Here is a 24,685-nt window from a genome sequence, read left to right as displayed (position 1 = left end):
CGGCCACGGATCAGGCCATAGGCAACATATATGCCCGCTTCGGGATCTTCTGCATCGTGCTTTCCAAGATTTGATCGTCAGTCTACGTCAATCCTTGAGGGACGCAATTCAGGGGGACCCTCAATCAGGAGGCGCGCACCACTTTCCGCCCACCAGCGCTGACGTGCACGAATGCACGCACCGAAACAGTGCGCTTGCGAAGCGCCTGCATCATGCAGTCCTTGCCGCGCCTTCGAATAGTGCACCCCAGATCTGGCTTGAAAAAAATTGTTTTCTCAAACAATTATTTAATTTATGGCTTTAATATTGCTTTAATAGTGCATAAAAAAGTATGTGCACTCAATAAGGGCTAAAAGCCGAAACTCTCTCATGACCCTGAAAAGCGAACAGATGAATCTGAGCGCCGGCGAGCGCCGCTGGCTGCCCTGGTTTGGCAAGACCGGAAAACTGGCCATGGGCTGGTCGTGCTGGCTCAACCGAGATCACTATCCAGCGGTGGAAAAGTCCTTTGAAGGAATCGCGCAGACCCGCAAGCGCATCCTGACTTTATGGACGAATCACCAGTGGGCGGAACTGGCGGCGCTGAGCGAACGCCTGGCAGACGGCTTCCCCAGCCTCGAACCCGGCGAGCTGGCGGCCAAGAAAGCCCAGATGCCGGATTTTTCGGAGCTGTTCGTCATCGATGCCGAGGGTCGGGTACTGGCGTCCACCCAGCCAAATCGTCAGGGCCAGCGCGATCTGGACCCGAAAGCCGTCCAGGCCGGTCTGCAGGCGCCGTTCCTGCATGGACCCTACCGTGACGAGACCACGCTGCGCATCGGACCGTCCTCGTCGCGCTTCCACGATGAAGTGACGCTGATGTTCTATCAACCCATCGTACAGGCGGGGCAGCGCCTGGGATGCGTGTGCGGCCGGGTGCCCAACGATGTCCTGGGCGATCTGATCCAGCGCGAAGCCGGGCACATCTACCGCGAATCCGGCGACAACTACCTGTTCATGGTGCAGTCCCGTTTCGATCCCGCCATTGCGCCGGGAACCGCCCTGTCGCGCTCGCGCTTCGAGGACCGCACCTTCAGCCTGGGCGACAACCTCAAGGACGGGGTGCGCACCGACTGGGGTACGGTGCGGGTCGCGCGGCACACCGAACTGGAGCTGCGCTTCACCGATCCGGCCACCGGCCACCTGCATCCAGGCGTTCGGGAGACCATCGCCAAGGGTGAAAACCTCTTCGTCACCTATCCGGGGTATTCCGATTACCGCCATGTGCCGGTCATCGGCAAGGGCGTGACCCTGCAACTGCCGGGTTCGCCGGACCTGTGGGGGATGATGTGCGAGGGCGACCTGGAGGAGGTCTATCGGCGCCGCTCCATCGGTTTTCGGTTGACGCGCCTGTTCCTGCTCATCGTCTGCACCCTGTGGGCCGGTCATCTGCTGCTGGGGTGGCTGGCGCTGCCTTTCGCCGTCACCCAGGCGCTCACCGGGGCCATGGTGCTGTTGGGCCTGGTCGCGTTCCATCGCGCCGGCCCGCGCAAGCTGAGCCGACAGCTGGACGGCATGACCGAGATGATCCGCGCCATCGCCGAAGGTGGCGGCAATCTGCGCCAGCGCCTGCAACCCGATCAGCTGCGCAGCGATGAGACCGGCGACCTGGGGCGCTGGATCAACAGTTTCATCGACAACCTGGACGGCACCGTGGGCGAGGTGATCAGCGCGTCCCATCAGGTACGCGAGACCAACGCCCGGATGCTGGGCGACAACCAGAGCACCCTGGCCACCTCGGAGACAGCCACGCAGGCCGTGGCACGGATGCTGGTCTCGCTGGAAGAGGAGACGCTGCGCATCCGTGAGGCGGCCGAGACGGCACAGGCCATGCGGCAGGCCATGGACGAGGTGGTCGACAACACCCGCGCCCAGTTCGAGCTGGTTCGGGGCAAGACCGCCGGCATCCGCGAAACCATCGACGCCTCGGCCCAGACCATCCGCAGCCTCAGCGCCCGCACCGAGGAGATCACCCAGATCGTCGAGGTGATCAAGGAGATCGCCGGCCAGACCAACCTGCTGGCGCTGAACGCCGCCATCGAGGCGGCGCGCGCGGGCGACCAGGGACGGGGGTTCTCGGTGGTGGCCGACGAGGTGCGCAAGCTGGCCGAACGCACCGCCAGCGCCACCGCTGACATCCGCCGCATGATCGAGAGCGTGCAGGGCGAAGCGCGCCGGGCGGTGAACATCATGGAGGGCGGCATGCAGGGGGTGGAGGACGGTCTGCGTCTGGCCGAGGCCACCGCCGCAGACAACAGCGGCATCCACGACATCGTCGAGAATCTGTTCCAGCTGATCCAGGCCGTCGCCGACAGCAGCGAGTCGCAGGGGCAGGACGTTCATACCGTGGCCGAGGTGACGGGGATCATGCGCGCCACGGTGGAGACCCTGAGCCGCAGTGTCGAGCGCGTCAGAGCCACGGCCGGGCGGTTGCAGACCCTGGTGGGTCAGTTCCAGGTCAGCAGGTCGTCCACATGAGCCAGGAGCGGCCTGCGGCGGCGGACACGGCCATGGTGCCGCCGTCCGCCTGCCATGCCATCGCCGCCCACTCCTTCCGGGAGACCGGACGGTGGTGGGGACGCTTTGGCGACCTGAAGATCACCAGCGCCTTCCAGCCCATCTTCAGCATCACCCACCGGCGGCCGGTGGGGTACGAAGGACTGATGCGGGCGCAGACCGACACAGGCGCGCCGGTGTCGCCCCCGGACGCCTTTCGCCGCGCGCGGGACGTGCCGGAATGCGTGTTCCTGGATCGCCTCTGCCGTCTGGTGCATATCCGCAACGTCCTGGACGCCGGTGAGGACACGGGCTGGCTGTTTCTCAATGTCAGTCCCCTGGTGTCCATCCACGGACGTGACCATGGTTCCTATTTTGCCGAGTTGCTGGCCGAACACGACCTATCGCCCAATCGGGTGGTGATCGAGATCCTGGAGAGCGCCATTGATGACCGGGAGCAACTCGTCCCGGCCGCCGACTATTACCGGGATCTGGGCTGCCTCGTCGCCATCGATGACTTCGGAGCCGGCCACTCGAATTTCGATCGCATCTGGCGTCTGCAACCCCACATCGTCAAGATGGACCGCAACACCATCGAGCAGGCGGCGCAGCAGCGGCAGGTGCGGCGGCTGCTGCCCAATCTGGTCAGTCTGTTGCACGAATCGGGCAGCCTGGTGGTCATGGAGGGCATCGAGACCGAGGAACAGGCCCTGATCGCGATGGATGCCGGCATCGATTTCGTGCAGGGCTACTACTTCGGCCGTCCGACATCGGTACCGACCGAGGCGGACGCCAGCTTCCCTGACGGTCTGTGCGATCGCTTTCGCGCCTTCGCCACCGGCGAGGCACTGCGCTATCGGCGCGAGCTGCGTCACTACGAACAGGTCTTCGAGACGGCGGCCCGCCGCATCGCCGCCGGCCAGCCACCGCAGGCGGCCTGCCAGGAACTGTTGTGCCTGCCGCGCGTGGAGCGCTGCTTCATCCTGGATGGCGACGGTCATCAACTGGGCGACAATCTGATGGCCAAGCGCACGCCGGACCCCCGCTTTCAACCCCTGGCAGAGGCGCGAGGGGCTGTCTGGTCACGCAAGCCGTATTTTCGCCGGGCCATCGCGGAACCGGACCGGGTGCAAGTCACCCGCCCGTACCTCTCACTGACCGGCGCCAACATGTGCGTCACCCTATCGATCCAGCTGCCCACGGCCACGGGGCCTCGGGTCTATTGCGTCGATCTGGACTGGCCGGCCTGACCAGACCGAGTGAGAGCCGTCAAACGCCCTGCCATATCCGCCTTACGCGCAATCATCTTTTCGACCAGCTTGCCGCTGCCGCCACTGTCGAGGATGACCCGGCGAATCCATGCGTCGGGGATGCCGACCACGATCCGGATAGCCCGCTCGATGTCATCCGGACCCATATCCGCGAAGAGTTTGATGGCATGCGGGTTGTCCTGGTCGCTCCGCAGGACATCGAGTTCGTCCACGCGGGCGCCGAACGCTCGCCCTTTGGGATCGCCGTGAGCCCGGAACGCCAGCGCGCCCCCCACATCGAGCGTCAACACGGTTCCAGCGAGGACGCCCTGATTGTCGCCCACGAAACCCGCCGCGTCCCAATTGGCCGTCCAGGCATGCACGCCGAACCACCGCTGCGCCTGCCGGCGCTCGTGCTCGGTGAAGTGCGCCACGCATGTCTTGTCGAGCTGAACCCATTGCGTGGCGATCTGGTCGGGAGCCGTGGTGTGCACATACGTCAGGGTCGGGGCGCCCGCCAGGCGGTAGAGCCGGGCGGCGATGGTTTCATTGCGCGCATGCGCGGCAGACTCCAGCGTCTTCACATAGTAGCGTCGCCCGCGCGCGTCCTGGTAAATGCCGGCGGGATTGGTGCCCAGCTGTCCGCCGACGCGCTGCATGGCGGCCGTATCGATCACGGGCATTCCAACGCTCATCACGGCGACTCGGCTCAGGGAAGCGGAACGATCCGGCGCACCAGGGCGAGTTGCGCGGGCGTTTCGATGGCGCCCCGGCGCGCGCCGCGCACGGAGCGAATCGCCTCTTCGGTGTCCACGCCCAGCTCGACGAGCAGCCGCGCCGCGATCATCCCCGCCCGCCCCAGTCCGCCCCGGCAATGCACGAGTACGTCATCGCCGTGGCGCAGTCGCTCGCGGATCGCACAGCCTTGTGTGACCCATTGGTGCTCGAACGCCTCGGTTGGAACGGAGTAGTCGGCAATGGGCAGATGCAGCCACGCGATGCCTCGGCGCTGAATCTCCTGCCCGAGAGACGGAACCTTGAGCGCCACGAGTTCGGCCGGCTCCAGCAGGGTCAGCACCAGCCGCGCGCCCCAGGCTGCGATGGCATCCAAATCGCTGCCGAGATCGCGCTCCCAGGCTCCCGTGTGGGCAAAGGGGTCATGCTTGCCTGGACAGAAGGTGATCCCGATCCGCCCGTGCGACGGCGTTGCGCGGACTTCCGCAATCTGTAGAGGATGGGTCTGGCTGGTCCGGGGTGTTGGCATACGGGTCTGGCCGACGAGAAAGGTTGCAGGTCGCAGTATCCGGCAGCACACCTCGCGCTGTCGACCTCCGGCTACCGAGCGATGCCGTCGTGATCGCTCGCCTGCGGGCGAAGCACCATTTCCCGAACAACACTCCCCCCGGTTGTGGGCGATGTTGCGTTATATACAAAAAGGATAGCGGCATGTGATATTTGCTCCAGGCGTCTTTTTCTGGTCCCGGACCCTCGTCACCGACCATTGGCCTGGCCGCTCATGAAACAGGCGCTCCGGCGCGTTTCGATCGCCGCCAATGATGATTGGCATGCCCTATGCTTAATCTGAGTAAGCCATCTGAGTGCACGCGGTTGCTGGTTTCGCCTTGCGTTATAAAAAAATAAATATAACGACAGACACCCGCCGTTGTGCGTCCGCCCAATCCCTGCTTTAGAGAGACCCGCCCCTGATGCCCAATGAACGCCATCGCCCCACCCTGACGCTGACGCTCCTCGGACTCGCCCTGAACGTCCAGGCCGAGTCAACGCCGCCCGTCTATGATCTCGGCACCGTCACGGTCACCGCCACGCCCGAAGCCCCACTGGGCACCATGGGTGCGGATCAGGTTGCCTCGGTCGTCACGCTCGACGCGATGCGCCGCTACAACCGCGACACCGTCGGCGCGGCCCTGGATCTGCTTCCAGGCGTGACCGTCGCCACCAACTCGCGCAACGAGCAGGTGGTCTTCGTGCGCGGCTTCGACTCGCGCCAGGTGCCGCTCTTCATCGACGGCATCCCGGTCTATGTTCCCTACGACGGCTATGTCGACTTCGGCCGCTTCACCACGGCCGATCTCTCGGCGATCCAGGTCGCCAAGGGGTTCAGCTCCGTCACCTATGGTCCCAACACCCTGGGCGGCGCGATCAATCTCATCTCGCGCAAGCCGACCCGGGAACTCGAGGGCGATGTCAGTCTTGGCTTCGGCGAGGGCACTACCCGTCAGGCGTCGGCCAACGTCGGCAGCAATCAGGGGCTTTGGTACGTGCAGGCCGGCGCCGCCTGGACCGACAGCGATGGGTTCAGGCTGTCCTCGGACTTCGAGCCGACGGCGACCGAGGACGGCGGCGCACGCGAGAACGCCTACCACCGCGACGACAAGCTCTCGTTCAAGCTCGGCCTGACGCCCAACGCGACCGACGAGTACGCCCTGAGCTACTACCGTCAGCACGGCGAGAAGGGACAGCCGCCTTCGACCGATCCGAGCGCCGCGCGCTACTGGCAGTGGCCCTATTGGGACAAGGAGAGCCTGTATTTCATCTCGCGCACCGCGCTCGGCGCAACCGAGTCGGTCAAGCTGCGCTTCTATCACGACAGCTATGACAATGCGGTCGAATCCTATACGGACGATACCTATACCCGGCTCAAGACCTCGGGACGCGGCAGCCTCGGTGCGGCCGGCAAGAGCGTCTATGACGACCGCACCCTCGGTGGCGCGATCGAACTACGCTCGACCCGCTTCGCGCGTCATGACCTGGGGCTGAGCGTCCAGCTCAAGCAGGACGAGCACAAGGGCGACGACACCCTCAAGCAGACCGAGCACTTCGAGGACACCCAGACCTCGGTCGGCCTGGAGGACAACATCCGTCTGCGCGAGGATCTGACCCTGGCGCTCGGCGCCACCTGGAGCGAGCTGCGGCCGGAGACCGTCGACAAGCTGACCGACCCGGTCCCGAAACCGGACACGCAGTCCGCCGCCAATGGTCAGGCCGGTCTCTTCTGGGATGTGGCTCAGGTCGGGCGACTCTATGCGACGGTCGCCACCAAGACCCGCTTCCCGACCCTCAAGGACCGCTATTCGCTGCGGCTCGGCACCGCCATCCCCAACCCCGACCTAGAGGCCGAGCACTCCATCAACTATGAGATCGGCTACCAGGGGACGCCCTGGGGCCGTCTCAGCCTCGAAGCGGCCCTGTTCCTCAGTGACGTGACGGATCTCATCCAGCAGGTCAATGATGTCGAGGACGACAAGTATCAGATGCAGAACGTCGGCGAGGTCCGCCTCGCCGGTCTGGAGCTGGGCGCCAAGGCGCCGATCGGCACCCACTGGGAGCTGGGCGGGAACCTGACCCTGCTCGATCGCGAGAACCGCAGCGACCCGGACACCCGTCTGACCGGCGTCCCCGATCACAAGCTCACGGCGCACGTCCTCTTTCGGCCGATCGACCGTCTGGAGGCGTTGCTCTATCTCCAGTACGAAGGCCCGCGCTGGGATTCCCAGACCGTCGAACTCGACCGCTACACCACCGCCAACTTCAAGCTCTCTTATCGTCCGGTCGAGGCACTCCTCCTCGAAGCTCGACTCGACAACCTCGCCGACGCCGACTATGCGCTGGCGGATGGTTATCCGGCGGCTGGGCGCACCTGGATGCTGAACGCCAGGTATGAATTCTGAACCCACTCCCAACGTCCTGACAGAGGAACGACCGATGATGTCACGCTTGAAACAACCACTCTTCGTCATCGCCTTGGCTGGCTTGTCCCTGGCCGCACTGAGCCAGAAGGCGGTCACGTCCCCGCAGACCTCGCACCCGGTCGAGACCCAAGCCGGCACGCCGGTCTCAGCGTCCGCGACGACGAATCCCCTACAGGCGATGCGCACACCCGGACATTCAGCGGTATCCGAGACGCTCACACTCACCGGCGCCGTGGTCCATCCCAAGACGCTCAGCGTCGCCGATCTGGAGCGGTTTCCGCCGCACCGGATCGGTGAGTTCGACATGATCTGCGAGTCCGGCGCCAACCTCGGCAAACGCGAGAACCTGCGCGGCGTGCGGCTGCGCGACATCCTCCTGGACGCGGAGCTCAAGGCGCTCACGCCCAAGCATTTCCGCCAGATGGCCATCATCGCCCGCGCAACCGACGGCTATATCGCCGTCTTCTCCTGGGCCGAACTCTTCAACTCGGCCGTCGGCGATCAGGTGATCGTCTACTTCAGCAAGGACGGTCGGCCGCTCGATGACGCCGAGGGCCGCATCGCGCTCGTCTCCACCACGGACACCCGCACCGGGCCGCGTCACGTGCGCTGGCTGAACGAGATCGAGGTGCGGCCGCTCGGACATTGAGCGACCGGAACGACGACCTGAGCGCGCCTAGCGTTATGGCTCGAAAGATAGAACGCAACACGACCGGAGATCGCCGATGGATCCAGCCTACCTGCTCCAACTGGCCAATCAGTCGGGCGGAATCCTCTACCTGATGGTGATTCTGCTGACGCTGGCGCTGACGGTCATCGTCGAGCGCACCTGGGTGCTGCGCCGCGTGACACGCCACGGCGCGGCGCTCACACAGGCCCTGACGCCTCTGGCCGCGCAGGATCGCAACGGTCTGACCTCGCTTCGCGAGACGCAGGCGCGCCATCTGCACGGCGCGCTCCTGGAGACCACACTGGCCGCGTCCGCCGAGGCCGATCCGGATCTCGCCAGCCGGCTCGACGAGGTGATCCTGCGCCATGTCCCGCTCCTGGATCGGCGGCTGTGGGTGCTGGATACCACGGTGACACTGGCCCCGTTGCTGGGACTGCTCGGAACCATCATCGGCATGTTCCACGCCTTCCAGGTGCTGGCCGAACCGGGCGCGGCGCCCAACGCCGTGACCGGCGGTGTGGCCGAGGCGCTGGTCGCGACCGCCGCCGGGCTGCTGATCGCCGTCATCGGGCTGGTGTGCTTCAACGGACTCAACGAGCGGGTGCGTCTCGCGGTGCATCAGCTCGACACGCTCAAGGTGATGCTGGTCAACCGCTTCGGACGCTCGGGGCCGGTGGCGGGCGCCTCCGTGCCGGGGCGGGACAGGAGCGCGGACTGATGCGTTATCTGCAACGGCGCAAGGCGCGCATCGAGATCGTGCCCATGATCGACATCATGTTCTTTCTGCTGGTGTTCTTCATCATGGTCACGCTCAACATGATCCCAGCCACCGGCATCGGCAGCCGACTGCCGGCGAGCGCCAGCGCCGAGCGCCTGGAGTCGCCGCAGGTCGTCATCAGTCTGGACGCAGCCGGGATGATCAGCATCGACCGACAGACCCTGACTCTGGAACAGCTCGGCCTCCTCCTGCGTGAGCGTGGTACCGAGACCCGTGTGGTCATCGCCGGCGCCGAGGCCGCCGCGCTGAGCGATCTGGTCGCCGTCATGGACGTGTGCCGTCTCGCGGGTGTCACCCGCATCGGCATCGCCACCCGCGAGCCACGCGCATGATCCGTGCAGAGGATCCACTGCCGAATCTGCCGCTGTGGCTGGCGACACTGGTGGCGTTGGGTGCCGAGGCGGCGATGGTCGCGGGACTCGCTCATTGGCCGGCGCGTCCTGATCCGCCGTCAGCCGAAGCGCCCATCGAAGTGAGTTTGGTGTCCATCGCCGCGTTGGCCGATTCCGCTGCGGCCGGCACGGTGGACGGCCCTCGTGATCCCGAGTCGGCCGACTCCGAGCCGGTCGTGACGCCGCCTGCCGAGTCTGAACCCGCTGAACCCGAGGCCGAACCCGAGTCCAAGCCTGACCCGCCGACACCCAGGCTGGCACAGCCGCCGGATCCAACGCCTGTGCCGGTCGCGGCGGCACAGCCCAAACCCAAGACCACGCCGAAACCGAAACCCAAGCCACCGGCCAAGGCGAAGCCGCCCAAACCGAAATCCAGTCCGCCGTCGCGCGCTGCACCGCCCAAGGTATCCGCCAAGCTCGCCAACCTTGGCCGCGCTCAACCGTCGGGCAAGTCGGCCACCGCCGGAGGCGGATCGGACACAGGCGTCGGCGGAGGTAGCGCATCGGCCGCCAAAGGCCGCGCCGGCACAGGCGATCAGTCACCAGCCGCCTATCTGAACAATCCGGCCCCCGGCTATCCCGACGCGGCACGTCGTCAGCGTCAGGAGGGCACCGTCTATCTGCGGGTGCTGGTCAGCGCGAGCGGTCAGGCGAGTCAGGTGCTCATCGCCGGCTCCTCGGGCGTGTCCAGTCTGGACGAAGCGGCGCAGCGTGCGGTACGGCGCTGGCGCTTCAAGCCGGCGCACCAGAACGGCCGACCGATCAGCGCCTGGGTGCGTGTCCCGGTTCGCTTCAAGCTCGATCGTTAGCCGGAAAGCACGCCTCCAAGCCTACTGATTACCCAGACCCCAGCCTCAAAAGGAGAGTTTTCATGCTATGTGCCGACCACAAATCGAGACCGATATTCGAGCGATCAGTACGGGGCACCGCGAACGTTCCACCTTGGCTTGGCGGCACAGTTCCGACGATGAGACTGCAACAGCTCTTGAGCCGGCTGACTGCGGCACTGTGGCTCGCTGCACTCGCCGGGGGTGCGGTCGGCGGCGAACCTCCGGCGTCCACCACAGCGATTCGTGTCGCGGCGGTCGGTGGTCTGACGCTGTGCGGTGTCTGGCCTGAGCTGGCCCGGCGCGCTGAACTGGCCACCGGGTTGCGCATCGACACTGTCGCCACCGCGCCCAAGCAGGACATCCTGCCGCTGTTCGAGCGCGGCGAGGCCGACCTGCTGCTGATCCATGGCAGCGACGAAACCTTCGATCTGCTGGCCCGTGGCATCGCTGCACCGCTGCGCGCCTGGGCGCAGAACGCCCATGTCATCGCCGGCCCGCCTGACGATCCAGCCGGTGTCCGTCAGGCCGGCGACGGCGCCGACGCCCTGCGTCGCATTGCACTGGCGAATGCGCCCTTACTGAGCTTTCGCGATCCCGGCAGCTTCGCCATCGTCCAGCGGCTGTGGCGCGTGGCCGGCGTGCGACCGGGACCGCAACAGCAGCTCCCGGACGATGCCTGGCCACGCCAGCGCGTGCTGGAGGCCGCCGCTCGACAGCGGGCCTATGTGGTCGTCGGTCACATCCCGATCGTTTTCGGCCGCCAGCCCAATCCCGGCTATCAGGTGTTGCTCGCAGGCGACCCGGCGATGCGTCGCACCTATGTGGTGGTCGAGCCTGGGCCGCGTCACCCGGCGGATGCAGCGCGCCGGGCATCGGCCAATCAGCTTGCGGACTATCTGGTGAGCCCGAACGGCCAAGCGGCGCTCAGCGCCGCGAACCAGGCTGTGGCGACACCGGAACGGCCTGGCCCCTGGATCTTTCCACTGCCTCAATCGCCGGCATCCGGCGCCGCTGTCGACTGAGGGACCACCCGAGTCATCCGCCTTCACTTCGATTCTTCACGGAAGTCGTCATCATGCATCGCGATCGCTCTTTGCTCCTGCTCCTCTGTCCGGCGCTGACGCTGATTCCAGGCGCGGCCAGTGCGGAGACCCAACTGCCCGTCATCGAGGTCACAGCCGCTCCAACTCCGTCGGTCGCGCCACTGGCGGAGCAGGACTACTCGGCCTCGCACGTCGACCGCAACGGACTGGCAACGCTGGGCGGCGCCGCCCAGGCCAATCCCTACCGCGCCCTCGACCTCATGCCCTCGGTCAACCTCTCGGGACTGGACGCCTACGGCCTGAGTGTCGATCAGAATTTCATGCGGGTGCGCGGCATCTCCGCCTACAGCTACAGCAATCTGGCCGTCACGGTGAATGGCACACCGTCGTCGGTCAGCACTGGACGCGGTGGTGTGGGCAATCTCTTCGACCTGGAGAACCTGGAAGGCGTGACCCTCTGGCGCGGTCCGCAGCCGGCCAATGTCGGCTTTGGCCTGGGCAACCTGGCCGGCAGCCTGAATCTGAACATCCTGGCACCGACGGCAGAGCCCGGTGTCCGCACCCGTGTCGCCGTCGGCGGCGATGACTTTCACAAACTCTTCGCCCGTCTGGACACCGGAACCTTCAACGGCGGATCGCGCCTCTTTCTCTCCGGCTCCACCGCCGAGAGCGACCAGTGGCGCGGGCCGGGCGATCAGTCACGCGACACCGTCAATGCCGGCTTCACCCAAACGCTCGGCGAGCGCGGCGGCCTGGAGCTCTATGCCGCGCACAACCGTTTCCATCGCGACGAATACCGCCCCCTGACCTATGCCCAGAGCCAGGATCTCGGCACCTACGGCGACCTGGGCTACAACGCCGAACTGACCGGCGTGGCGACGCAGGACGCCAACTACTACGCCTACAACACCCAGCACTTCGAAGAAGACAACCTGCTCGCCCGCCTGCATTGGGATCTGAGCGAGACCCTGCGACTGCGCTTCAATCCCTATTGGTTATCGAGCGAGGGGCAACGCCGTGTGGGCAAGACCAATACCGTCACCGTCGTCGACATCGACCAGGAGCAGTACGGCGCCACCGCCGAGCTGGTCGCGCAGATCGCCCCCGATCAGAGTCTGACATTCGGCTACTGGAGCCACCGCGTCACCAGTATGCCGCCGCCCATGAGCCAGAAGGTCTACAGCCTCGACAAGCAAGGGCGGCCGGTATTCTCCAAATGGGGCATTCTCTCGGACATGGGCGCGCGTGCCTACGAAAGTCCTTATTTCCAGCTCCAGGGTGAGCAGGGCCGCTGGCGCTACAGCCTGGGCTTGCGCTATCTGAGCTTCCGCCTCCCCGGCATCACCAGCTATGACGGGACAGGACTCCCGGACGTCAGCCACGACGCGGCGCTGGATCTGAATCCGGCCGTCAAGTCCAGCCTCAGCACAGAGGCCACGACGCTGACGGCATGGCTGCCGACGCTGAGCACCCGCTTCGCCCTGACCCCGTCGCTCGACCTCAAGGGCGCCTATGGCCGAACCGTCGGCAATCCCTGGATGGGGCCGCTCTACAGTGTCTACATGAGCAATCAAAAGGCGTTCCAGAAGGCCGGGATTACCTTGCAGACGCTCTGGGATGACCTGGCGCTGGAAACATCGGATACCGTCGAGCTGGGTCTCCAATGGCGCCGGGGCGACCTGATGCTGACTCCGACCCTGTTCTACAGCCAGCTACGCGACAAGCAGGTCACGGCCTACGACCCGACGGTCGGCGTCTCCTACCTCCAGAGTGGTGTCGAGGCCACGGCCTATGGTGCTGAGCTGGAAGCGAGCTGGGGCATCGACGCCCACTGGACCCTGGTCGGCAGTCTCTCCTGGAACATCAATCGGCTGAATGACGACATCCGCACCGCCGGCTCCGCTGTGCTGGAAACGGACGGCAATCAGGTGCCGGATGCGCCCGAGTGGCTCGCCAAGCTCGGCGTCGAGTACCGCGCCGGCAACTGGAGTCTGACTCCGATCGCCCGCTACGTCGGCCGCCGCTATGGCGATGCGGCCAACCAGGAGTCGGTCGACGCCTATGCCACGGTCGATCTCAGCGCCGCCTACCGCGTTGGCCGGGTCGGAGCACTCCAATCGCTGGAGGTCGATCTCTCGCTCATCAATCTCTTCGACGCCGACTACATCGGCACCATCGATGTCGGCCAGGACGACGCGCGTCCGGGCAGCATCGACTACTACCCCGGCACGCCACGCACGCTGGCGCTGTCGCTCTCCGCTAACTTCTGATCCCTGGAAACGACCATGCGCCTCTTCACACTCATCTTGACACTGATGTTGTCCTGCCCGGCTTCGGCCGACTCGCTGTTGATCGCCGCCGGTGCGGGCTACAAGAAGCCGTTGACCGAGATCTATGCCGCCTTCACCCAAGCGACCGGCCTCAAGGTCGAGGCGACCTTCGGCAACATGCAGCAGGTATTGGCTCAGACGCGCGACAGCGGTCGGGTCGATCTGGTCATCGGCGAACAGGGTTTTCTGTCCAAGACCGAACTCTTCGAGCGTTATCTCGACCTGGGTCAAGGGCGGCTGGTACTGGCCTATGGTCCCAAGCGGCTGAGCGGCTATGCGGCCCTGACCGCGCCCGAGGTCGAGCGCATCGCTCTACCCGACCCCAAGAAGGCCATCTACGGCCGCGCGGCGACGCAGTTCCTGGAGCGCAGCGGATTGCTGCCCCAGATACAGCCCAAGCTGATGACCCTGGCGACCGTGCCCCAGGTCTCGGCCTATCTGGTCGCCGGGACGGTCGATGCCGGCTTCATCAACATCACCGACGCCCTGGGCCTACAGGACAGGATCGCCGGCTTCGACGAGATCCCCGCCGATCTCTATGACCCGCCGCTGATCGTCCTGGCCTTCCCGAATGAGCGACCGGCATCCGAGGCCGCCAACGCCTTTGCCGACTTCCTCGGCTCGGACGCGGCAAAGACGATTCTGAGGCTGTACGGACTCTGAGCCGATGACACCCTGGCTCGACTGCTCTCCGGCGGCCTTGCTGCTCAGCCTGCACGTGGCCGGCGTGGTGCTGGTGCTCTTCCTGATCGCCGGCATCGCCCTGGGCTATACGCTCAGCCGGCCGATTCCGCTGCGTGGTCTGCTCGATGCGCTGGTGTCGGTGCCGCTGGTGTTCCCGCCGATCGCCATCGGCTTCCTGCTGCTGATGCTGTTCGGGCGGCACGGCGCCATCGGCGGACCGCTGCATGACTGGCTCGGCTGGAATCTGGTGTTCTCCTTTCCGGCGCTGGTGCTGGCCGCCTTCATCGCCGGCCTGCCGCTGGTGGTCAAACCGATCCAGTCTGCGATCGAGGGCAGCGCGCGCGAGCTGATCGAGGTGTCCTACACGCTCGGCAAGGGCCGTCTGGCGACCCTGTTCCTGGTCGTGATCCCGGTGATCCGACGCCACATCGCCGCCGGACTGATCCTGGGGGTCGGACGCTCGTTCGGTGAGGTCGGTATCACCCTGATGCTCGGCGGCAACATCCTGGGTTCGACCGAGACCCTGTCGCTGGCCATCTACAATCAGGTGCTCGATGGCGATTTTGAGTGCGCCACCCGGCTGTCGCTCCTGCTCGGTCTGGTGTCGCTGACGCTCTTTTTCTGGCTGGGCCGACTGGGGCGCGGCCGATGAATCCACTGATCGCCGATCTCGCTTTCTCCCGGCCCGGCTTTGATCTGCGACTGGCGATCCGGACGCCCGCCACCGGCATCACCGCCCTCATCGGCCCATCCGGCGGCGGCAAGACGACCCTGCTCAGACTCCTGGCCGGACTGGAACGCCCGCAGGCCGGACACATCCGGCATGGCGAGCGGATCTGGTTCGACAGCGCCCGTCGGATCGATCTGGCGCCCGGTCGCCGTCGGCTGGGATTTCTGTTCCAGCAGGCCGCGCTCTTCCCGCATCTGAGCGTCGCCGGCAACATCGCCTATGGATTGCCGTCCGGCGTCGATCGCGAACGCGAGGTCGCCCGCTGGCTGGCACGCCTGCAACTCGCCGGATTCGCCGCGCGGCGACCGGACTCACTCTCCGGCGGTCAGCGCCAGCGCGTGGCTCTGGCCCGTGCCCTGGCACCCCGGCCCAGCGTCCTGCTGCTCGACGAGCCCTTCTCGGCCGTGGACCCCGATCTGCGTCAGTCGCTGCGTCTTGCATTCCTGGAGCTGATGCTGGAGCAGCCGACCCCGACGCTGCTGGTCACGCATGACCTGGATGACGTGCGCCAGCTCGCCGACTGGGTCGGAGTCGTCATCGACGGCGGACTGCGCCAGTTCGGTCCCACGGCGGAGGTCTTTGCTCGCCCGGTCGATGCCGAGGTCGCGCGGATACTCGGTTGGCCCAACCTGCTCCCGGTCGACCACTGGGAGGGAGACGTCGCGCACGGAGGCTGGGGCCGGGTTCGGGTTGCGGCGAGTCCGGATGAGCCACGCGCCGAGGTCATCGCCATCCGGCCCGATGGACTGCGTCTCGGCGACGCGCTGGGACTGGAGATCGAGATCACCCGCGTCATCGCACTGGACGACGACCGGACACTGCTGGGCCGCCTGCCCGATCACACGGCCATCCAGATCCGGCTCGACCGCCGGACCCCGACACCGAGGCCCGGCAGTCGCACCCGACTCGGAATCCCACACGCGGCGATCATCCCCTTGTCGGGACGCGCCACGGACGCCGAGGCGACGCGCTGCAACCCCTGTTTACTCTGAACCGCCACCGAGATCATCGCCATGCAGAACAGCGATCAATGCCGCTACGGCAAACGCCCCAGACCCGTTCGTTCTCATCCGGCCGACCGTTGCCGGCCCTGCTGGTCCACCCGGCTTCCGCTCGAATGGCACGACCGGGTCGTGCCGCCCAGTGCGTTTCGCGTCTTTCGTGAATTCGAGGTCCAGGCCAGGCGGGTGCTCGGCTACGACGCGAGCGGACAGCTCTGCTACAGCGCTCACGACTATCAGTTGTTCGATCCGCGCTCAGACGACGACGAAGACTTCTATCCCGCGCTGACCTATGGCGAATCCGTGACCGCCTGGCGACTCACGGACGGTCGCTGGCTGGTCCATCGTCAGCAGGAACCGCTCGGCGAGGAAGCGGAACGGATCGACGGCTTTACCCTGGAGTCGCACAGCCCGCGCTGAGTGCGTTTCTCGGGCGCCGCCCCCAGCATTGCCAGCCGGGGCGCCGATCGCGCAGAATCCGACCTCGATCGAATGGCATCCAATAACAACGACATCCGATGGAGGAGTGCACGCGCCATGACCACACACAGATCCCGAATCCTCGCCCTGTCGCTGGGCGCCCTGCTCTCCCTGCCGCTGCCGGCTCAGGAGGGTGAGAACACGGCGCAGACCGAACAGGCCACATCCACCGGCAAGATCCTCGGCACGCGCCAATCGGTCCACCCGGACTGGTTCAAGGACAGCTTCCTCGACATCGACGAGGACATCGACGAGGCGACACAGCACGGCAAGCATGTGATCCTGCTGCTGGAGATGAACGGCTGCCCCTATTGCGCACGGATGGTCGAGGAGAACTTCGCTCAGGCGTCCTATCGCGACTTCATCCAGGAGAAGTTCGACGTCATCGTGCTCAATGTCCAGGGCGATCGCGAGGTGGCACTGGATGCCGAGACCAGCCTGCCCGAAAAGGAGGTCGCCCGTCAGCTCGGGGTGCGCTACACCCCAACCGTCATCTTCCTGAACGCCGGCGGCGAGCCGGTCGCGCGGGTCGATGGCTATCGCAACGCCACGGACTTCAAGCGCGTGCTCGATTATGTGGCCACGCGCGCCTACGCGAAGCAGACCCTGGCCGAGTTCATCGCCGCTGAAAGCACGAGCGATTACGGTTTCCGCCCGCATCCGCGCCTCCAGTCCATCACGGACCTGAGCACGGTCAAGGATCAGCCGCTCGCCGTGCTGTTCGAGGATGCCCAGTGCGCGGCGGCCTGCAACGCCCTGCACGACGGTCATCTGGCCGCCCCCGAGGTCGATGCCGCCCTGGCGCCTTTCGTCCTGGTCCGGCTCGACGCACAGGCCGACACGCCCATCACCACGCCCGACGGACGCCAGACCACTGCGCGCGCCTTCGCCGAAGAGCTGGACATCGACTACCGTCCGACCCTGGTGCTCTACGATCGGGGTCGCGAGATCACCCGTATCGCCAACGAGCTCTACCGCTATCACTTCATCGGAATTCTGGAATACGTCGGCCAGCGGCACTATCAAACGTACCCGGACAGCCCCTTCGATTACATCAACGCCAAGACCGCCGAACGGCTCGCGGCCGGCCAGGACGTCCATATCGCCGACGATTGAAGTCAGCTTTTGACAACGCCCCTCATGATCTGAAACAATCCGTTAGCCAACGCTAATATACATTTCGGATAAACGAGGTATCGATGTACAGCAGTTTCAACCCGGAGCGACCCGTGGGCCTCATGGATTTCGTGGCCTCGGCCAAATCGCGCATTCAGGAGATCGCGCCCGAGGCGTTGAGCCAGACGCTCGACGCGCGGCGGTCGGATCCTCTGATCGTCGACGTGCGCGAGTCCTCCGAACACGAGCAGGGACATATCGAAGGCGCCCTGCTCGTGCCGCGCGGCATCCTGGAGGCTGCGGCCGATCCCGCCTACCCCAAGCACATGCCGGAACTGGCAGCGGCGCGTGAGCGCCCGGTCGTGCTCTATTGCGCCACGGGCGGACGCTCGGCCATGGGCGCTGCCGTCCTGCAAATGATGGGCTACAAGGATGTCCTGAGTCTGGCCGGCGGTTTCGCCGGCTGGGAGGCCGCCGGCCTGCCCGTCAAGCGCGAGGCGCGCTACGTCTGATCCGGCGCGGGCGCGATGTCCTGAGGCGTCTTCAGGGCCTCGCGCACGCGGCGCGCCTGTTCGAGCGCGTGCCCATCGTCGAGCGATCCGGTATAGACCTTGGGCAGACCCTCCGGGCGGCGGCGAAAGCGCTTGTAGGGCCAGAGATACTGCTCGGGGCAGACGCGCACGCACTGCTCGATGCCGCGATTGAGTGCCGTTGCCGCTACGCCATCATCCTCGCTGTCGATCCCCTCGGGAGCCGGCAGACAGTGAATGACGAACCCGCTCCCATCGGCCAGCCGTTCGGCGAACAGGAAGATCACGGGCGCGCCGGTGCGCCGCGCCAGCCGGTTGACCAGCAGCATGCTGAAGGCCGGCATCCCGAAGAAGGGCGCAAAGACCGCTCCCTTGTCCGCTTTCGGCTCTTGATCGGGCAGGATGCCGACGAAATCCCCCCGCTCCAGCGCCTCGACCAGCACCCGGATTCCGCGCGCCGTGATAGGCGCCAGATCCGCGCCGGTGCGCGCGCGCGACTCGCGGATCAGGTCGTCGAGATAGCGCTGCGGCTTGTAGAAGATGGCCGTGCGTCCCTGGGCCGCCAGATAGAGTCCGGCCAGCTCCCAGGCGCCATGATGCGGCGAGAGCACGATCAGTCCCTGCCCCGGCCGGCGTTCGAGCCATTCGGCCCCGCGCACCTCACGCACCAGCGACAGCACATGATCGACCGGCCGCAGCCAGAGATAGGCGATCTCCAGATAGGTCTTGCCGAACTCGCCGAGATTGCGGTCGCGCAGACGTCGTTGTTCGGCGGAGGTCAGTTCCGGGAAACAGAGCGCAATGTTGAGCAGCGCATTGCGCCGCTGCCGATTCGGCCAGCGCGCCACGATCCAGCCCACGACGGCGCCCAGCCGGTGGATCAGCGGCAACGGCAGATGCGCCATCATCCGCATCAGCCCCCGCAATCCACGCTCCTTGAGCGCCTGTCCGGGACGTGACACATCCCCGGCCCCCTTACCCTGGTTGGAGTCCCGCTTCGCTTGGCGAGTCAAGGCAATCGCTCCCACCGCCCCCTCGAAATCCGAGTGGCGCGGTTTGTTTTCATCGATTCAATAGATAAATTCAAGTCACCCGCCGGGGTGCTCGTGATGACAGACGGCGTGCAATGGTTACACTGAAGACTCGGCTCCAGGCGGTCCACCGACCGGCATGAGCCGGCACGGCACGATAACAACCAGACGATCACCAACCACCCAAACGAGGCCTCACACCATATGAGCACCATGACCGAAGAGCTGCCGACAGGCCTCTCGCCCCGAGAAGCGCTCGAAATGCTCGAATCCCATCCACAGGCCATCCTGGTCGATATCCGCTCGTCCATGGAGTTCCTGTTCGTCGGACACCCCAAGGGCGCGGTCCACGTCCCCTGGATCGACGAACCCGACTGGGTGGTCAACCCCGACTTCGTCACCGAGATCCGCAAGCTGGTGCTCGGCGGCGCGGTTTGCGAGCAGCGCCAGGGCTGCGCACCGATCATCCTCATCTGCCGCAGCGGCAAGCGCTCGCTGGAGGCCGGCCGGGCCTTGATCCGCGAGGGCTTCAAGTCGGTGTTCCACGTCGACGAGGGATTCGAGGGCGAACTCGACGAGCAGCACCATCGCAGTACCCTCGGCGGCTGGCGTTTCCACGGACTGCCCTGGGAACAGTGCTAGCCTGACCGCGTTCGATCCGGGTCAGGCTCAGGCCGGACGTGGCCGGAGCAGTTCGGCCTGCCGCTCCTCGGTCTCGCGCTGGCAGCGGGCGAGTCCCTGGAGCTGACGCACGACCTCGCGCGCGGCGCCCAGATTGTGCGGTGAGGGATCGGCGAAGAGTTGGTGCAGTTCTTTGTCGAGCGCCGCCCCGCGCTCGGCCAGGCGCGTCAGCACCTCGGACAGGGCCGCGCCTGGATCGGAACGGTTGGTGGCCGCGACCAGCGCCTCCTGGCGCTCCATCTCATCGACGAGCGTGGTGCTCGCCGAATCGTCGTCACCGCCGGTCTCGGTCCCTTCCACGCCATAGAGCCGGAAGAGATATTCGGCACGCGCCAGCGGCTCGGTCAACGTCTGATAGGCCAGATCGATGCGCGCCAGCGAACGGGCGGTCTCGTCTTCCTCGTCGCTGAGGAAATCGGCCCGTACCGCGCGCACCAGGGCGCGATAGCGCTCGGCCAGCACGCCGGAGTCGAGCGCGAAGCCGACCGGCAGGTCGAAGAGTTCGAAGTAGTTTTTCTGTGAATTCAACACGGCTCGTGCCGTCGCCGGACCATCCAGGCCAAAAGTGCTCAGGCGCCGAGGCGAATCCGCTGGACGTCGAGCTTGACATCGACCGCCGCGCAGGTGGTCGGCGGACGCTGACCCAGGCTGTCGCGCTGATCGACCAGCGTCTGAAGATCGATCTGGTTGAGATAGTCGTAGATACGATCGCTCAGATCATGCCAGAGATCATGAGTCAGACAGGGGCCGTTGTTCTGACAGTTGTGCGCGCCGCCGCAGCGGGTGGTGTCCACGCTCTCGTCGACGGCGGCAATCACCTCGGCGACATGGATCTCGACCGGTTTACGCGCCAGATTGTAGCCGCCGCCCGGACCCCGCACACTGGTCACGAGACCACGCTTGCGCAGCTTGGCGAAGAGCTGTTCGAGATAGGACAGCGAGATGCCCTGCCGCTGGGCGATGTCGGCCAGGGCGATCGGACCCTGCCCCTGATGGATGGCCAGATCCAGCATCGCGGTGACGGCATAGCGGCCTTTGGTCGTCAGTCTCACGGGCAACCTCTCTTGCGTGACGTACGTCCGGCATCATACGTTACCCAAGCATGACGATCAATTATCCCCTAGCGCGCGTCGGGTCATCCGGCCGGGCGGCGTCGGGCTGGGTCGCGGGTTCGATCGCCACGGTGTCCAGATCGCCATCGTGCTCGAAGTGCTCCATGAGTCCATGCTGCTCCAGAATGCGCGACATGGATTCGAGCCGCTGATCCATGTGATGGATGTGATCGAGCATTCGGTTGATGGCGTTGGCGACCGGGTCGGGCGCGTCGCGCGTGGCGCCATAGGCATCGAAGCCGATGCGCTTGGCGGTGTCGGCGCGGCGGCGGGTGGTGGCGTCGCGCTCGGGTTCGATGATGCGTCCGGGCACGCCGACGGCGGTGGCGCCGGGCGGGACCGCTTTGACCACCACCGCGTTGGAGCCGATGCGCGCGCCGTCGCCGATCTCGATCGGGCCGAGTACCTTGGCCCCGGCGCCGACCACCACGTCGCGTCCGAGCGTCGGGTGACGCTTGCCCTTCTGCCAGCTCGTCCCGCCCAGGGTCACGCCGTGATAGAGGGTGCAGTCGTCGCCGATGACGGCCGTCTCGCCGATGACCACGCCCATGCCGTGGTCGATGAAGAAGCGCCGACCGATCACCGCCCCCGGATGGATCTCGATGCCGGTGAACAGGCGCGCGATGTTCGACAGCACGCGCGCCGACCATTTGAAATCGCGCCGCCAGAGCCGATGAGCGATCCGATGCACCATGACGGCGTGCAGACCCGGATAGGTGCTGAGGATCTCGAAGGCGTTGCGTGCCGCCGGGTCGCGGTCGAAGACGCACAGGATGTCTTCTCGGATGCGGTTGAACATGGATGTCCCGATACCTCGTGGGTTCAATCCGGTTGCGGCGCCTCGTCCGGGCGCGCGAAGCGTTCGGGCGTCTTGCGCCCCTGGGCGGCGCTGAGGATGCCGCGCAGGATGTTGAGTTCGACCCGATCCGGCTGGGCGCGGTTGAAGAGACGGCGCAGGCGGCGGGTGAGCGTGCGCGACTGCTCGGGATCGCTGAAGCCGATCCGGACCAGGGTCTCGGTCAGATGGGCGTAGAAGCCTTCCATCGCCTCGGCGGTGGCCAGATCGCGCGGGGTCTCGGTCAACCGCTCGCCGGCTACTGCACGGGCCGCACGGCGGATCTCGTAGGCGAGCACCTGGGCGGCGGCGGCGACGTTGAGCGAGCTGAAGTCGGGATTGGTCGGAATATGGACCAGGAAGTGACAGCGCGCCAGCTCGTCGTTGGTCAGGCCGGAACTCTCGCGTCCCAGCATCAGGGCCACCTCGCCCTCACCGGCCTCGGCGAGCAGACGCTCCGCGCACTCGGGCGGTTCCAGCAGCGGCCACTCGATCGAGCGCAGCCGCGCGCTGGCGCCGACCACCAGCCGACAGCCGGCCAGGGCGTCGGTCAGATTCTCGTGGACCCCGGCGCGCGCGAGCAGATCATCGGCCCCGGAGGCACGCGCCAGGGCTTCGGCGTCGGGCCGCTGGCGCGGGGCGACCAGATCCAGGCGCGACAGCCCCATGGTCTTCATGGCGCGTGCCACCGCGCCGATGTTGCCGCTGTGTGTCGTCTCGACCAGCACGAAACGGATTCGCGCCAGCGACTCGGTCATTTGGTCTATCATGGGCGACTCAATCATCAAGTCTTTTCGCTGTTTCAAGACCACTATGATACAGCGACCGTCCTGGATATCCCGCAACCGATGCACCCAAGCCTCAATATCGCCATCCGTGCCGCCCGCAGTGCCGGCAAGATCATCCTGCGCTTCTCCGACCGGGTCGATCAGCTCAAGGTCGAGACCAAGAGCCGCAACGACTTCGTCAGCGACGTCGACCGCGCCGCCGAGGCGGCCATCGTCCAGGAGCTGCGCGGGCGCTTCCCCAATCATGCCATCCTGGCCGAGGAGAGCGGCGAGCAGGCGGGCAAGGGCGACTTCCAGTGGATCATCGATCCGCTCGATGGCACCACCAACTATCTGCACGGCTTTCCGCAGTTCGCCGTCTCCATCGCCCTGCTGCACAAGGGACAGCTCGAATGCGGCGTGGTCTATGATCCGCTGCGCGAGGAGCTGTTCACCGCCGCGCGCGGCCAGGGCGCCCAGCTCAACGATCGCAAGATCCGCGTGGCCAATCGCCAGTCGCTCGACGGAGCGCTGATCGGCACCGGCTTTCCGTTCCGCGATCAGCGTCACATCGACGCCTATCTCGGCATGTTCAAGGCCATGACCCTGGCCACGGCCGGCGTGCGTCGTCCCGGTTCGGCCTCGCTCGATCTGGCCTATGTCGCGGCCGGACGCACCGACGGCTTCTGGGAGCTGGGACTCTCGCCCTGGGATTGCGCGGCGGGCGCGCTCCTGATCAAGGAGGCGGGCGGCACCGTGACCGATCTGGCCGGCGGTGAGCGCTTCCTCGACACCGGCAATCTGGTCGCCGGCAATCTGCGGGTGCATCGCGCCATGCTGGACCTGATCCAGCCGTGTCTGAACGATCAGCTCAAGGCTTGAGCCAGACACTCCAGCTTCGTCTTGCGCCCGTTCATACACCACGCAGGAACTCACCATGTCCGCACTCTTCTCCAGCTTCAGGCTCAAGGACATCACGCTGCGTAACCGCATCGCCGTCCCGCCGATGTGCCAGTACAGTGCCGAAAACGGCCTCACCAACGCTTGGCACCAGGCCCATTACGCAAGCTTGGCGCGCGGTGGGGCCGGACTGGTGATCGTCGAGGCCACCGCCGTGGCCCCGGAGGGTCGCATCACCCCGGCCTGTCTCGGACTCTGGAACGAGACCCAGGCCGAAGGTCTGGCGCGCATCGCGGCCGCGATCAAGGCCGGTGGCGCGGTTCCGGGTATCCAGATCGGCCATGCCGGCCGCAAGGCCAGCGCCAACCGCCCTTGGGAGGGTGACGACCACATTCCCGAAGGCGACCCGCGCGGCTGGACACCGCTCGCTCCCTCGGCGATCGCCTTCGGCGCCAATCTGCCGCGCGTCCCCAAGGCCATGAGCCTAGAGGAGATCGCCCGCGTTCGCGGCGACTTCGTGGCCGCCGCCAACCGTGCCCGCGAGGCCGGTTTCGAATGGCTCGAACTGCACTTCGCTCATGGCTATCTGGGACAAAGCTTCTTCTCCGTCCACTCCAACCAGCGTACCGACGACTACGGCGGCGACGCCGCCGGACGCGGCCGTTTCCTGCGCGAGACCCTGGCGGCCGTGCGCGAGGTCTGGCCGGAACGTCTGCCGCTGACGGCCCGCTTCGGCGTCATCGAGTTCGATGGCCACGACGAGGAGACGCTGGCCGAGTCGATTGAGCTGGTGCGAGACTGGCGGCGTGGCGGTCTGGATCTGCTGAGCGTCAGCGTCGGGTTTTCCACGCCGACCGCCCAGATTCCCTGGGGACCGGCGTTTCTGGCCCCCATCGCCGAGCGCGTTCGCCGCGAAGCCGAGCTGCCGGTCGCTTCGGCCTGGGGCATCGATGCCCCCGCCACCTGCAATCGTGTCATCGAGCAGCAGCAGATGGATCTGGTGATGGTCGGGCGCGCCCATCTGGCCAACCCGCACTGGCCCTATCAGGCGGCCCTGGCGCTGAACGAAGACAGGGCGTCCTGGGTCTTGCCGGCTCCCTATGCGCACTGGCTGGAGAAGTATCGGCCGAGTGCTTGAGCCGCGCGGCGGGTGAGGCAGGCGACACGGACTGTCCGCCTCATCGAAAACCACAAAGTTTGTCACTTCCTGCCCCACTTGCGACACAGCGGCGGCGTGAAATGGTCCACGACGGAAGATGGCGCCGCACATTCGCCATGCG

The 24,685-nt window shown here is 66.0% G+C and carries 25 protein-coding genes; 18 read left to right on the top strand and 7 right to left on the bottom strand.

Annotated elements, in window-relative coordinates; translation table 11 throughout:
* Positions 1-369 precede the first annotated feature (369 nt).
* A complete protein-coding gene (locus tag ALVIN_RS04380; RefSeq protein ID WP_012970106.1) occupies positions 370-2,517 on the top strand; it encodes a methyl-accepting chemotaxis protein in 2,148 nt (715 codons plus the stop codon).
* On the top strand, positions 2,514-3,785 hold the full coding sequence (locus ALVIN_RS04375; protein WP_012970105.1) for a sensor domain-containing phosphodiesterase: 1,272 nt from the start codon (positions 2,514-2,516) through the stop codon (positions 3,783-3,785). Before ALVIN_RS04380 ends, ALVIN_RS04375 begins: the two co-directional genes overlap by 4 nt.
* On the opposite strand, the gene ALVIN_RS04370 is transcribed toward ALVIN_RS04375, so the two are convergent.
* Together ALVIN_RS04370 and ALVIN_RS04365 are read right to left on the bottom strand one after the other, a co-directional pair.
* Positions 3,755-4,468, bottom strand: a complete 714-nt coding sequence (locus ALVIN_RS04370; protein ID WP_223295261.1) for a hypothetical protein — start codon at positions 4,466-4,468, stop codon at positions 3,755-3,757. The two genes, ALVIN_RS04375 and ALVIN_RS04370, sit on opposite strands and share 31 nt — an antisense overlap.
* 26 nt (positions 4,469-4,494) lie before the next feature.
* Positions 4,495-5,049, bottom strand: coding sequence for a cyclin-dependent kinase inhibitor 3 family protein (locus ALVIN_RS04365; RefSeq protein WP_012970103.1), 555 nt, complete (start codon positions 5,047-5,049; stop codon positions 4,495-4,497).
* 442 nt (positions 5,050-5,491) lie between these two features.
* Between ALVIN_RS04365 and ALVIN_RS04360 the strand changes: the two genes are divergently transcribed.
* From ALVIN_RS04360 to ALVIN_RS04300, 13 genes are all read left to right on the top strand, one after another.
* Entirely contained in the window at positions 5,492-7,474 is a 1,983-nt protein-coding gene (locus ALVIN_RS04360; RefSeq protein WP_012970102.1) for a TonB-dependent receptor plug domain-containing protein, read from the top strand.
* Positions 7,475-7,511: 37 nt separating this feature from the next.
* Entirely contained in the window at positions 7,512-8,144 is a 633-nt protein-coding gene (locus ALVIN_RS04355; RefSeq protein ID WP_407637050.1) for a molybdopterin-dependent oxidoreductase, read from the top strand.
* Between the two features lie 76 nt (positions 8,145-8,220).
* Positions 8,221-8,883, top strand: coding sequence for a MotA/TolQ/ExbB proton channel family protein (locus tag ALVIN_RS04350; RefSeq protein WP_012970100.1), 663 nt, complete (start codon positions 8,221-8,223; stop codon positions 8,881-8,883).
* Positions 8,883-9,275, top strand: coding sequence for an ExbD/TolR family protein (locus tag ALVIN_RS04345; RefSeq protein WP_012970099.1), 393 nt, complete (start codon positions 8,883-8,885; stop codon positions 9,273-9,275). The genes ALVIN_RS04350 and ALVIN_RS04345 overlap by 1 nt, the downstream gene beginning before the upstream one ends.
* Positions 9,272-10,144, top strand: a complete 873-nt coding sequence (locus ALVIN_RS04340) for an energy transducer TonB (RefSeq protein WP_012970098.1) — start codon at positions 9,272-9,274, stop codon at positions 10,142-10,144. The genes ALVIN_RS04345 and ALVIN_RS04340 overlap by 4 nt, the downstream gene beginning before the upstream one ends.
* 158 nt (positions 10,145-10,302) lie before the next feature.
* Positions 10,303-11,187 carry a substrate-binding domain-containing protein gene (locus tag ALVIN_RS04335; RefSeq protein WP_050750286.1) on the top strand — a complete coding sequence of 295 codons (885 nt, stop codon included), beginning with the start codon at positions 10,303-10,305 and terminating at the stop codon, positions 11,185-11,187.
* A 53-nt stretch (positions 11,188-11,240) separates the two neighbouring features.
* Complete coding sequence (locus tag ALVIN_RS04330; RefSeq protein ID WP_012970096.1) at positions 11,241-13,478, top strand: TonB-dependent receptor; 2,238 nt, start codon at positions 11,241-11,243, stop codon at positions 13,476-13,478.
* 15 nt (positions 13,479-13,493) lie between these two features.
* Positions 13,494-14,201, top strand: coding sequence for a molybdate ABC transporter substrate-binding protein (gene modA, locus ALVIN_RS04325; RefSeq protein ID WP_012970095.1), 708 nt, complete (start codon positions 13,494-13,496; stop codon positions 14,199-14,201).
* Between the two features lie 4 nt (positions 14,202-14,205).
* Complete coding sequence (locus ALVIN_RS04320; RefSeq protein WP_012970094.1) at positions 14,206-14,874, top strand: molybdate ABC transporter permease subunit; 669 nt, start codon at positions 14,206-14,208, stop codon at positions 14,872-14,874.
* Positions 14,871-15,944: an ABC transporter ATP-binding protein gene (locus ALVIN_RS04315; protein WP_012970093.1), complete on the top strand. Its 1,074-nt coding sequence runs from the start codon at positions 14,871-14,873 to the stop codon at positions 15,942-15,944. Before ALVIN_RS04320 ends, ALVIN_RS04315 begins: the two co-directional genes overlap by 4 nt.
* Before the next feature lie 21 nt (positions 15,945-15,965).
* Entirely contained in the window at positions 15,966-16,373 is a 408-nt protein-coding gene (locus ALVIN_RS04310; protein WP_012970092.1) for a hypothetical protein, read from the top strand.
* A 117-nt stretch (positions 16,374-16,490) separates the two neighbouring features.
* Positions 16,491-17,549: a thioredoxin family protein gene (locus tag ALVIN_RS04305; protein ID WP_012970091.1), complete on the top strand. Its 1,059-nt coding sequence runs from the start codon at positions 16,491-16,493 to the stop codon at positions 17,547-17,549.
* 83 nt (positions 17,550-17,632) lie between these two features.
* A complete protein-coding gene (locus tag ALVIN_RS04300; protein ID WP_012970090.1) occupies positions 17,633-18,061 on the top strand; it encodes a rhodanese-like domain-containing protein in 429 nt (142 codons plus the stop codon).
* On the opposite strand, the gene ALVIN_RS04295 is transcribed toward ALVIN_RS04300, so the two are convergent.
* Positions 18,052-18,993, bottom strand: a complete 942-nt coding sequence (locus ALVIN_RS04295; RefSeq protein WP_148217560.1) for a lysophospholipid acyltransferase family protein — start codon at positions 18,991-18,993, stop codon at positions 18,052-18,054. The two genes, ALVIN_RS04300 and ALVIN_RS04295, sit on opposite strands and share 10 nt — an antisense overlap.
* Positions 18,994-19,323: 330 nt before the next feature.
* On the opposite strand from ALVIN_RS04295, the gene ALVIN_RS04290 reads away from it, so the two are divergent.
* A complete protein-coding gene (locus tag ALVIN_RS04290; RefSeq protein ID WP_043795958.1) occupies positions 19,324-19,752 on the top strand; it encodes a rhodanese-like domain-containing protein in 429 nt (142 codons plus the stop codon).
* 27 nt (positions 19,753-19,779) lie between these two features.
* Here the strand turns inward: ALVIN_RS04290 and ALVIN_RS04285 are convergent, their stop codons facing one another.
* The 4 genes from ALVIN_RS04285 to ALVIN_RS04270 all read right to left on the bottom strand — a co-directional run bounded on the left by ALVIN_RS04285 (position 19,780) and on the right by ALVIN_RS04270 (position 22,508).
* A complete protein-coding gene (locus ALVIN_RS04285; RefSeq protein WP_148217456.1) occupies positions 19,780-20,322 on the bottom strand; it encodes a molecular chaperone Hsc20 in 543 nt (180 codons plus the stop codon).
* Between the two features lie 38 nt (positions 20,323-20,360).
* A complete protein-coding gene (iscR, locus tag ALVIN_RS04280; RefSeq protein WP_012970086.1) occupies positions 20,361-20,843 on the bottom strand; it encodes a Fe-S cluster assembly transcriptional regulator IscR in 483 nt (160 codons plus the stop codon).
* Positions 20,844-20,904: 61 nt separating this feature from the next.
* A complete protein-coding gene (gene cysE / locus ALVIN_RS04275) occupies positions 20,905-21,702 on the bottom strand; it encodes a serine O-acetyltransferase (RefSeq protein ID WP_012970085.1) in 798 nt (265 codons plus the stop codon).
* Positions 21,703-21,725: 23 nt separating this feature from the next.
* The gene (locus ALVIN_RS04270) at positions 21,726-22,508 is read right to left on the bottom strand and encodes an RNA methyltransferase (RefSeq protein ID WP_012970084.1); all 783 of its coding nucleotides are present in this window, start codon (positions 22,506-22,508) and stop codon (positions 21,726-21,728) included.
* A gap of 78 nt (positions 22,509-22,586) precedes the next feature.
* Between ALVIN_RS04270 and ALVIN_RS04265 the strand changes: the two genes are divergently transcribed.
* Together ALVIN_RS04265 and ALVIN_RS04260 are read left to right on the top strand one after the other, a co-directional pair.
* A complete protein-coding gene (locus ALVIN_RS04265) occupies positions 22,587-23,387 on the top strand; it encodes an inositol monophosphatase family protein (RefSeq protein WP_012970083.1) in 801 nt (266 codons plus the stop codon).
* Positions 23,388-23,442: 55 nt separating this feature from the next.
* Complete coding sequence (locus tag ALVIN_RS04260) at positions 23,443-24,543, top strand: NADH:flavin oxidoreductase/NADH oxidase (RefSeq protein WP_012970082.1); 1,101 nt, start codon at positions 23,443-23,445, stop codon at positions 24,541-24,543.
* The last annotated feature ends 142 nt before the right edge of the window (positions 24,544-24,685 follow it).

Origin of the sequence: Allochromatium vinosum DSM 180 (assembly GCF_000025485.1) — a bacterium.
GTDB classification, from domain to species: Bacteria; Pseudomonadota; Gammaproteobacteria; order Chromatiales; family Chromatiaceae; genus Thermochromatium; species Thermochromatium vinosum.
Note: the sequence above shows the minus strand (reverse complement) of the source record. Positions and strands in the feature narration are given on the sequence as shown.

What these genes read in the sequence shown, in the direction of transcription:
- ALVIN_RS04380 (WP_012970106.1), top strand. Translation starts at nt 370, where the DNA reads ATGACCCTGAAAAGCGAACAGATGAATCTGAGCGCCGGCGAGCGCCGC.
- ALVIN_RS04375 (WP_012970105.1), top strand. Translation starts at nt 2,514, where the DNA reads ATGAGCCAGGAGCGGCCTGCGGCGGCGGACACGGCCATGGTGCCGCCG.
- ALVIN_RS04370 (WP_223295261.1), bottom strand. Translation starts at nt 4,468, where the DNA reads ATGCCCGTGATCGATACGGCCGCCATGCAGCGCGTCGGCGGACAGCTG.
- ALVIN_RS04365 (WP_012970103.1), bottom strand. Translation starts at nt 5,049, where the DNA reads ATGCCAACACCCCGGACCAGCCAGACCCATCCTCTACAGATTGCGGAA.
- ALVIN_RS04360 (WP_012970102.1), top strand. Translation starts at nt 5,492, where the DNA reads ATGCCCAATGAACGCCATCGCCCCACCCTGACGCTGACGCTCCTCGGA.
- ALVIN_RS04355 (WP_407637050.1), top strand. Translation starts at nt 7,512, where the DNA reads ATGTCACGCTTGAAACAACCACTCTTCGTCATCGCCTTGGCTGGCTTG.
- ALVIN_RS04350 (WP_012970100.1), top strand. Translation starts at nt 8,221, where the DNA reads ATGGATCCAGCCTACCTGCTCCAACTGGCCAATCAGTCGGGCGGAATC.
- ALVIN_RS04345 (WP_012970099.1), top strand. Translation starts at nt 8,883, where the DNA reads ATGCGTTATCTGCAACGGCGCAAGGCGCGCATCGAGATCGTGCCCATG.
- ALVIN_RS04340 (WP_012970098.1), top strand. Translation starts at nt 9,272, where the DNA reads ATGATCCGTGCAGAGGATCCACTGCCGAATCTGCCGCTGTGGCTGGCG.
- ALVIN_RS04335 (WP_050750286.1), top strand. Translation starts at nt 10,303, where the DNA reads ATGAGACTGCAACAGCTCTTGAGCCGGCTGACTGCGGCACTGTGGCTC.
- ALVIN_RS04330 (WP_012970096.1), top strand. Translation starts at nt 11,241, where the DNA reads ATGCATCGCGATCGCTCTTTGCTCCTGCTCCTCTGTCCGGCGCTGACG.
- modA (WP_012970095.1), top strand. Translation starts at nt 13,494, where the DNA reads ATGCGCCTCTTCACACTCATCTTGACACTGATGTTGTCCTGCCCGGCT.
- ALVIN_RS04320 (WP_012970094.1), top strand. Translation starts at nt 14,206, where the DNA reads ATGACACCCTGGCTCGACTGCTCTCCGGCGGCCTTGCTGCTCAGCCTG.
- ALVIN_RS04315 (WP_012970093.1), top strand. Translation starts at nt 14,871, where the DNA reads ATGAATCCACTGATCGCCGATCTCGCTTTCTCCCGGCCCGGCTTTGAT.
- ALVIN_RS04310 (WP_012970092.1), top strand. Translation starts at nt 15,966, where the DNA reads ATGCAGAACAGCGATCAATGCCGCTACGGCAAACGCCCCAGACCCGTT.
- ALVIN_RS04305 (WP_012970091.1), top strand. Translation starts at nt 16,491, where the DNA reads ATGACCACACACAGATCCCGAATCCTCGCCCTGTCGCTGGGCGCCCTG.
- ALVIN_RS04300 (WP_012970090.1), top strand. Translation starts at nt 17,633, where the DNA reads ATGTACAGCAGTTTCAACCCGGAGCGACCCGTGGGCCTCATGGATTTC.
- ALVIN_RS04295 (WP_148217560.1), bottom strand. Translation starts at nt 18,993, where the DNA reads ATGCGGATGATGGCGCATCTGCCGTTGCCGCTGATCCACCGGCTGGGC.
- ALVIN_RS04290 (WP_043795958.1), top strand. Translation starts at nt 19,324, where the DNA reads ATGACCGAAGAGCTGCCGACAGGCCTCTCGCCCCGAGAAGCGCTCGAA.
- cysE (WP_012970085.1), bottom strand. Translation starts at nt 21,702, where the DNA reads ATGTTCAACCGCATCCGAGAAGACATCCTGTGCGTCTTCGACCGCGAC.
- ALVIN_RS04270 (WP_012970084.1), bottom strand. Translation starts at nt 22,508, where the DNA reads ATGATAGACCAAATGACCGAGTCGCTGGCGCGAATCCGTTTCGTGCTG.
- ALVIN_RS04265 (WP_012970083.1), top strand. Translation starts at nt 22,587, where the DNA reads ATGCACCCAAGCCTCAATATCGCCATCCGTGCCGCCCGCAGTGCCGGC.
- ALVIN_RS04260 (WP_012970082.1), top strand. Translation starts at nt 23,443, where the DNA reads ATGTCCGCACTCTTCTCCAGCTTCAGGCTCAAGGACATCACGCTGCGT.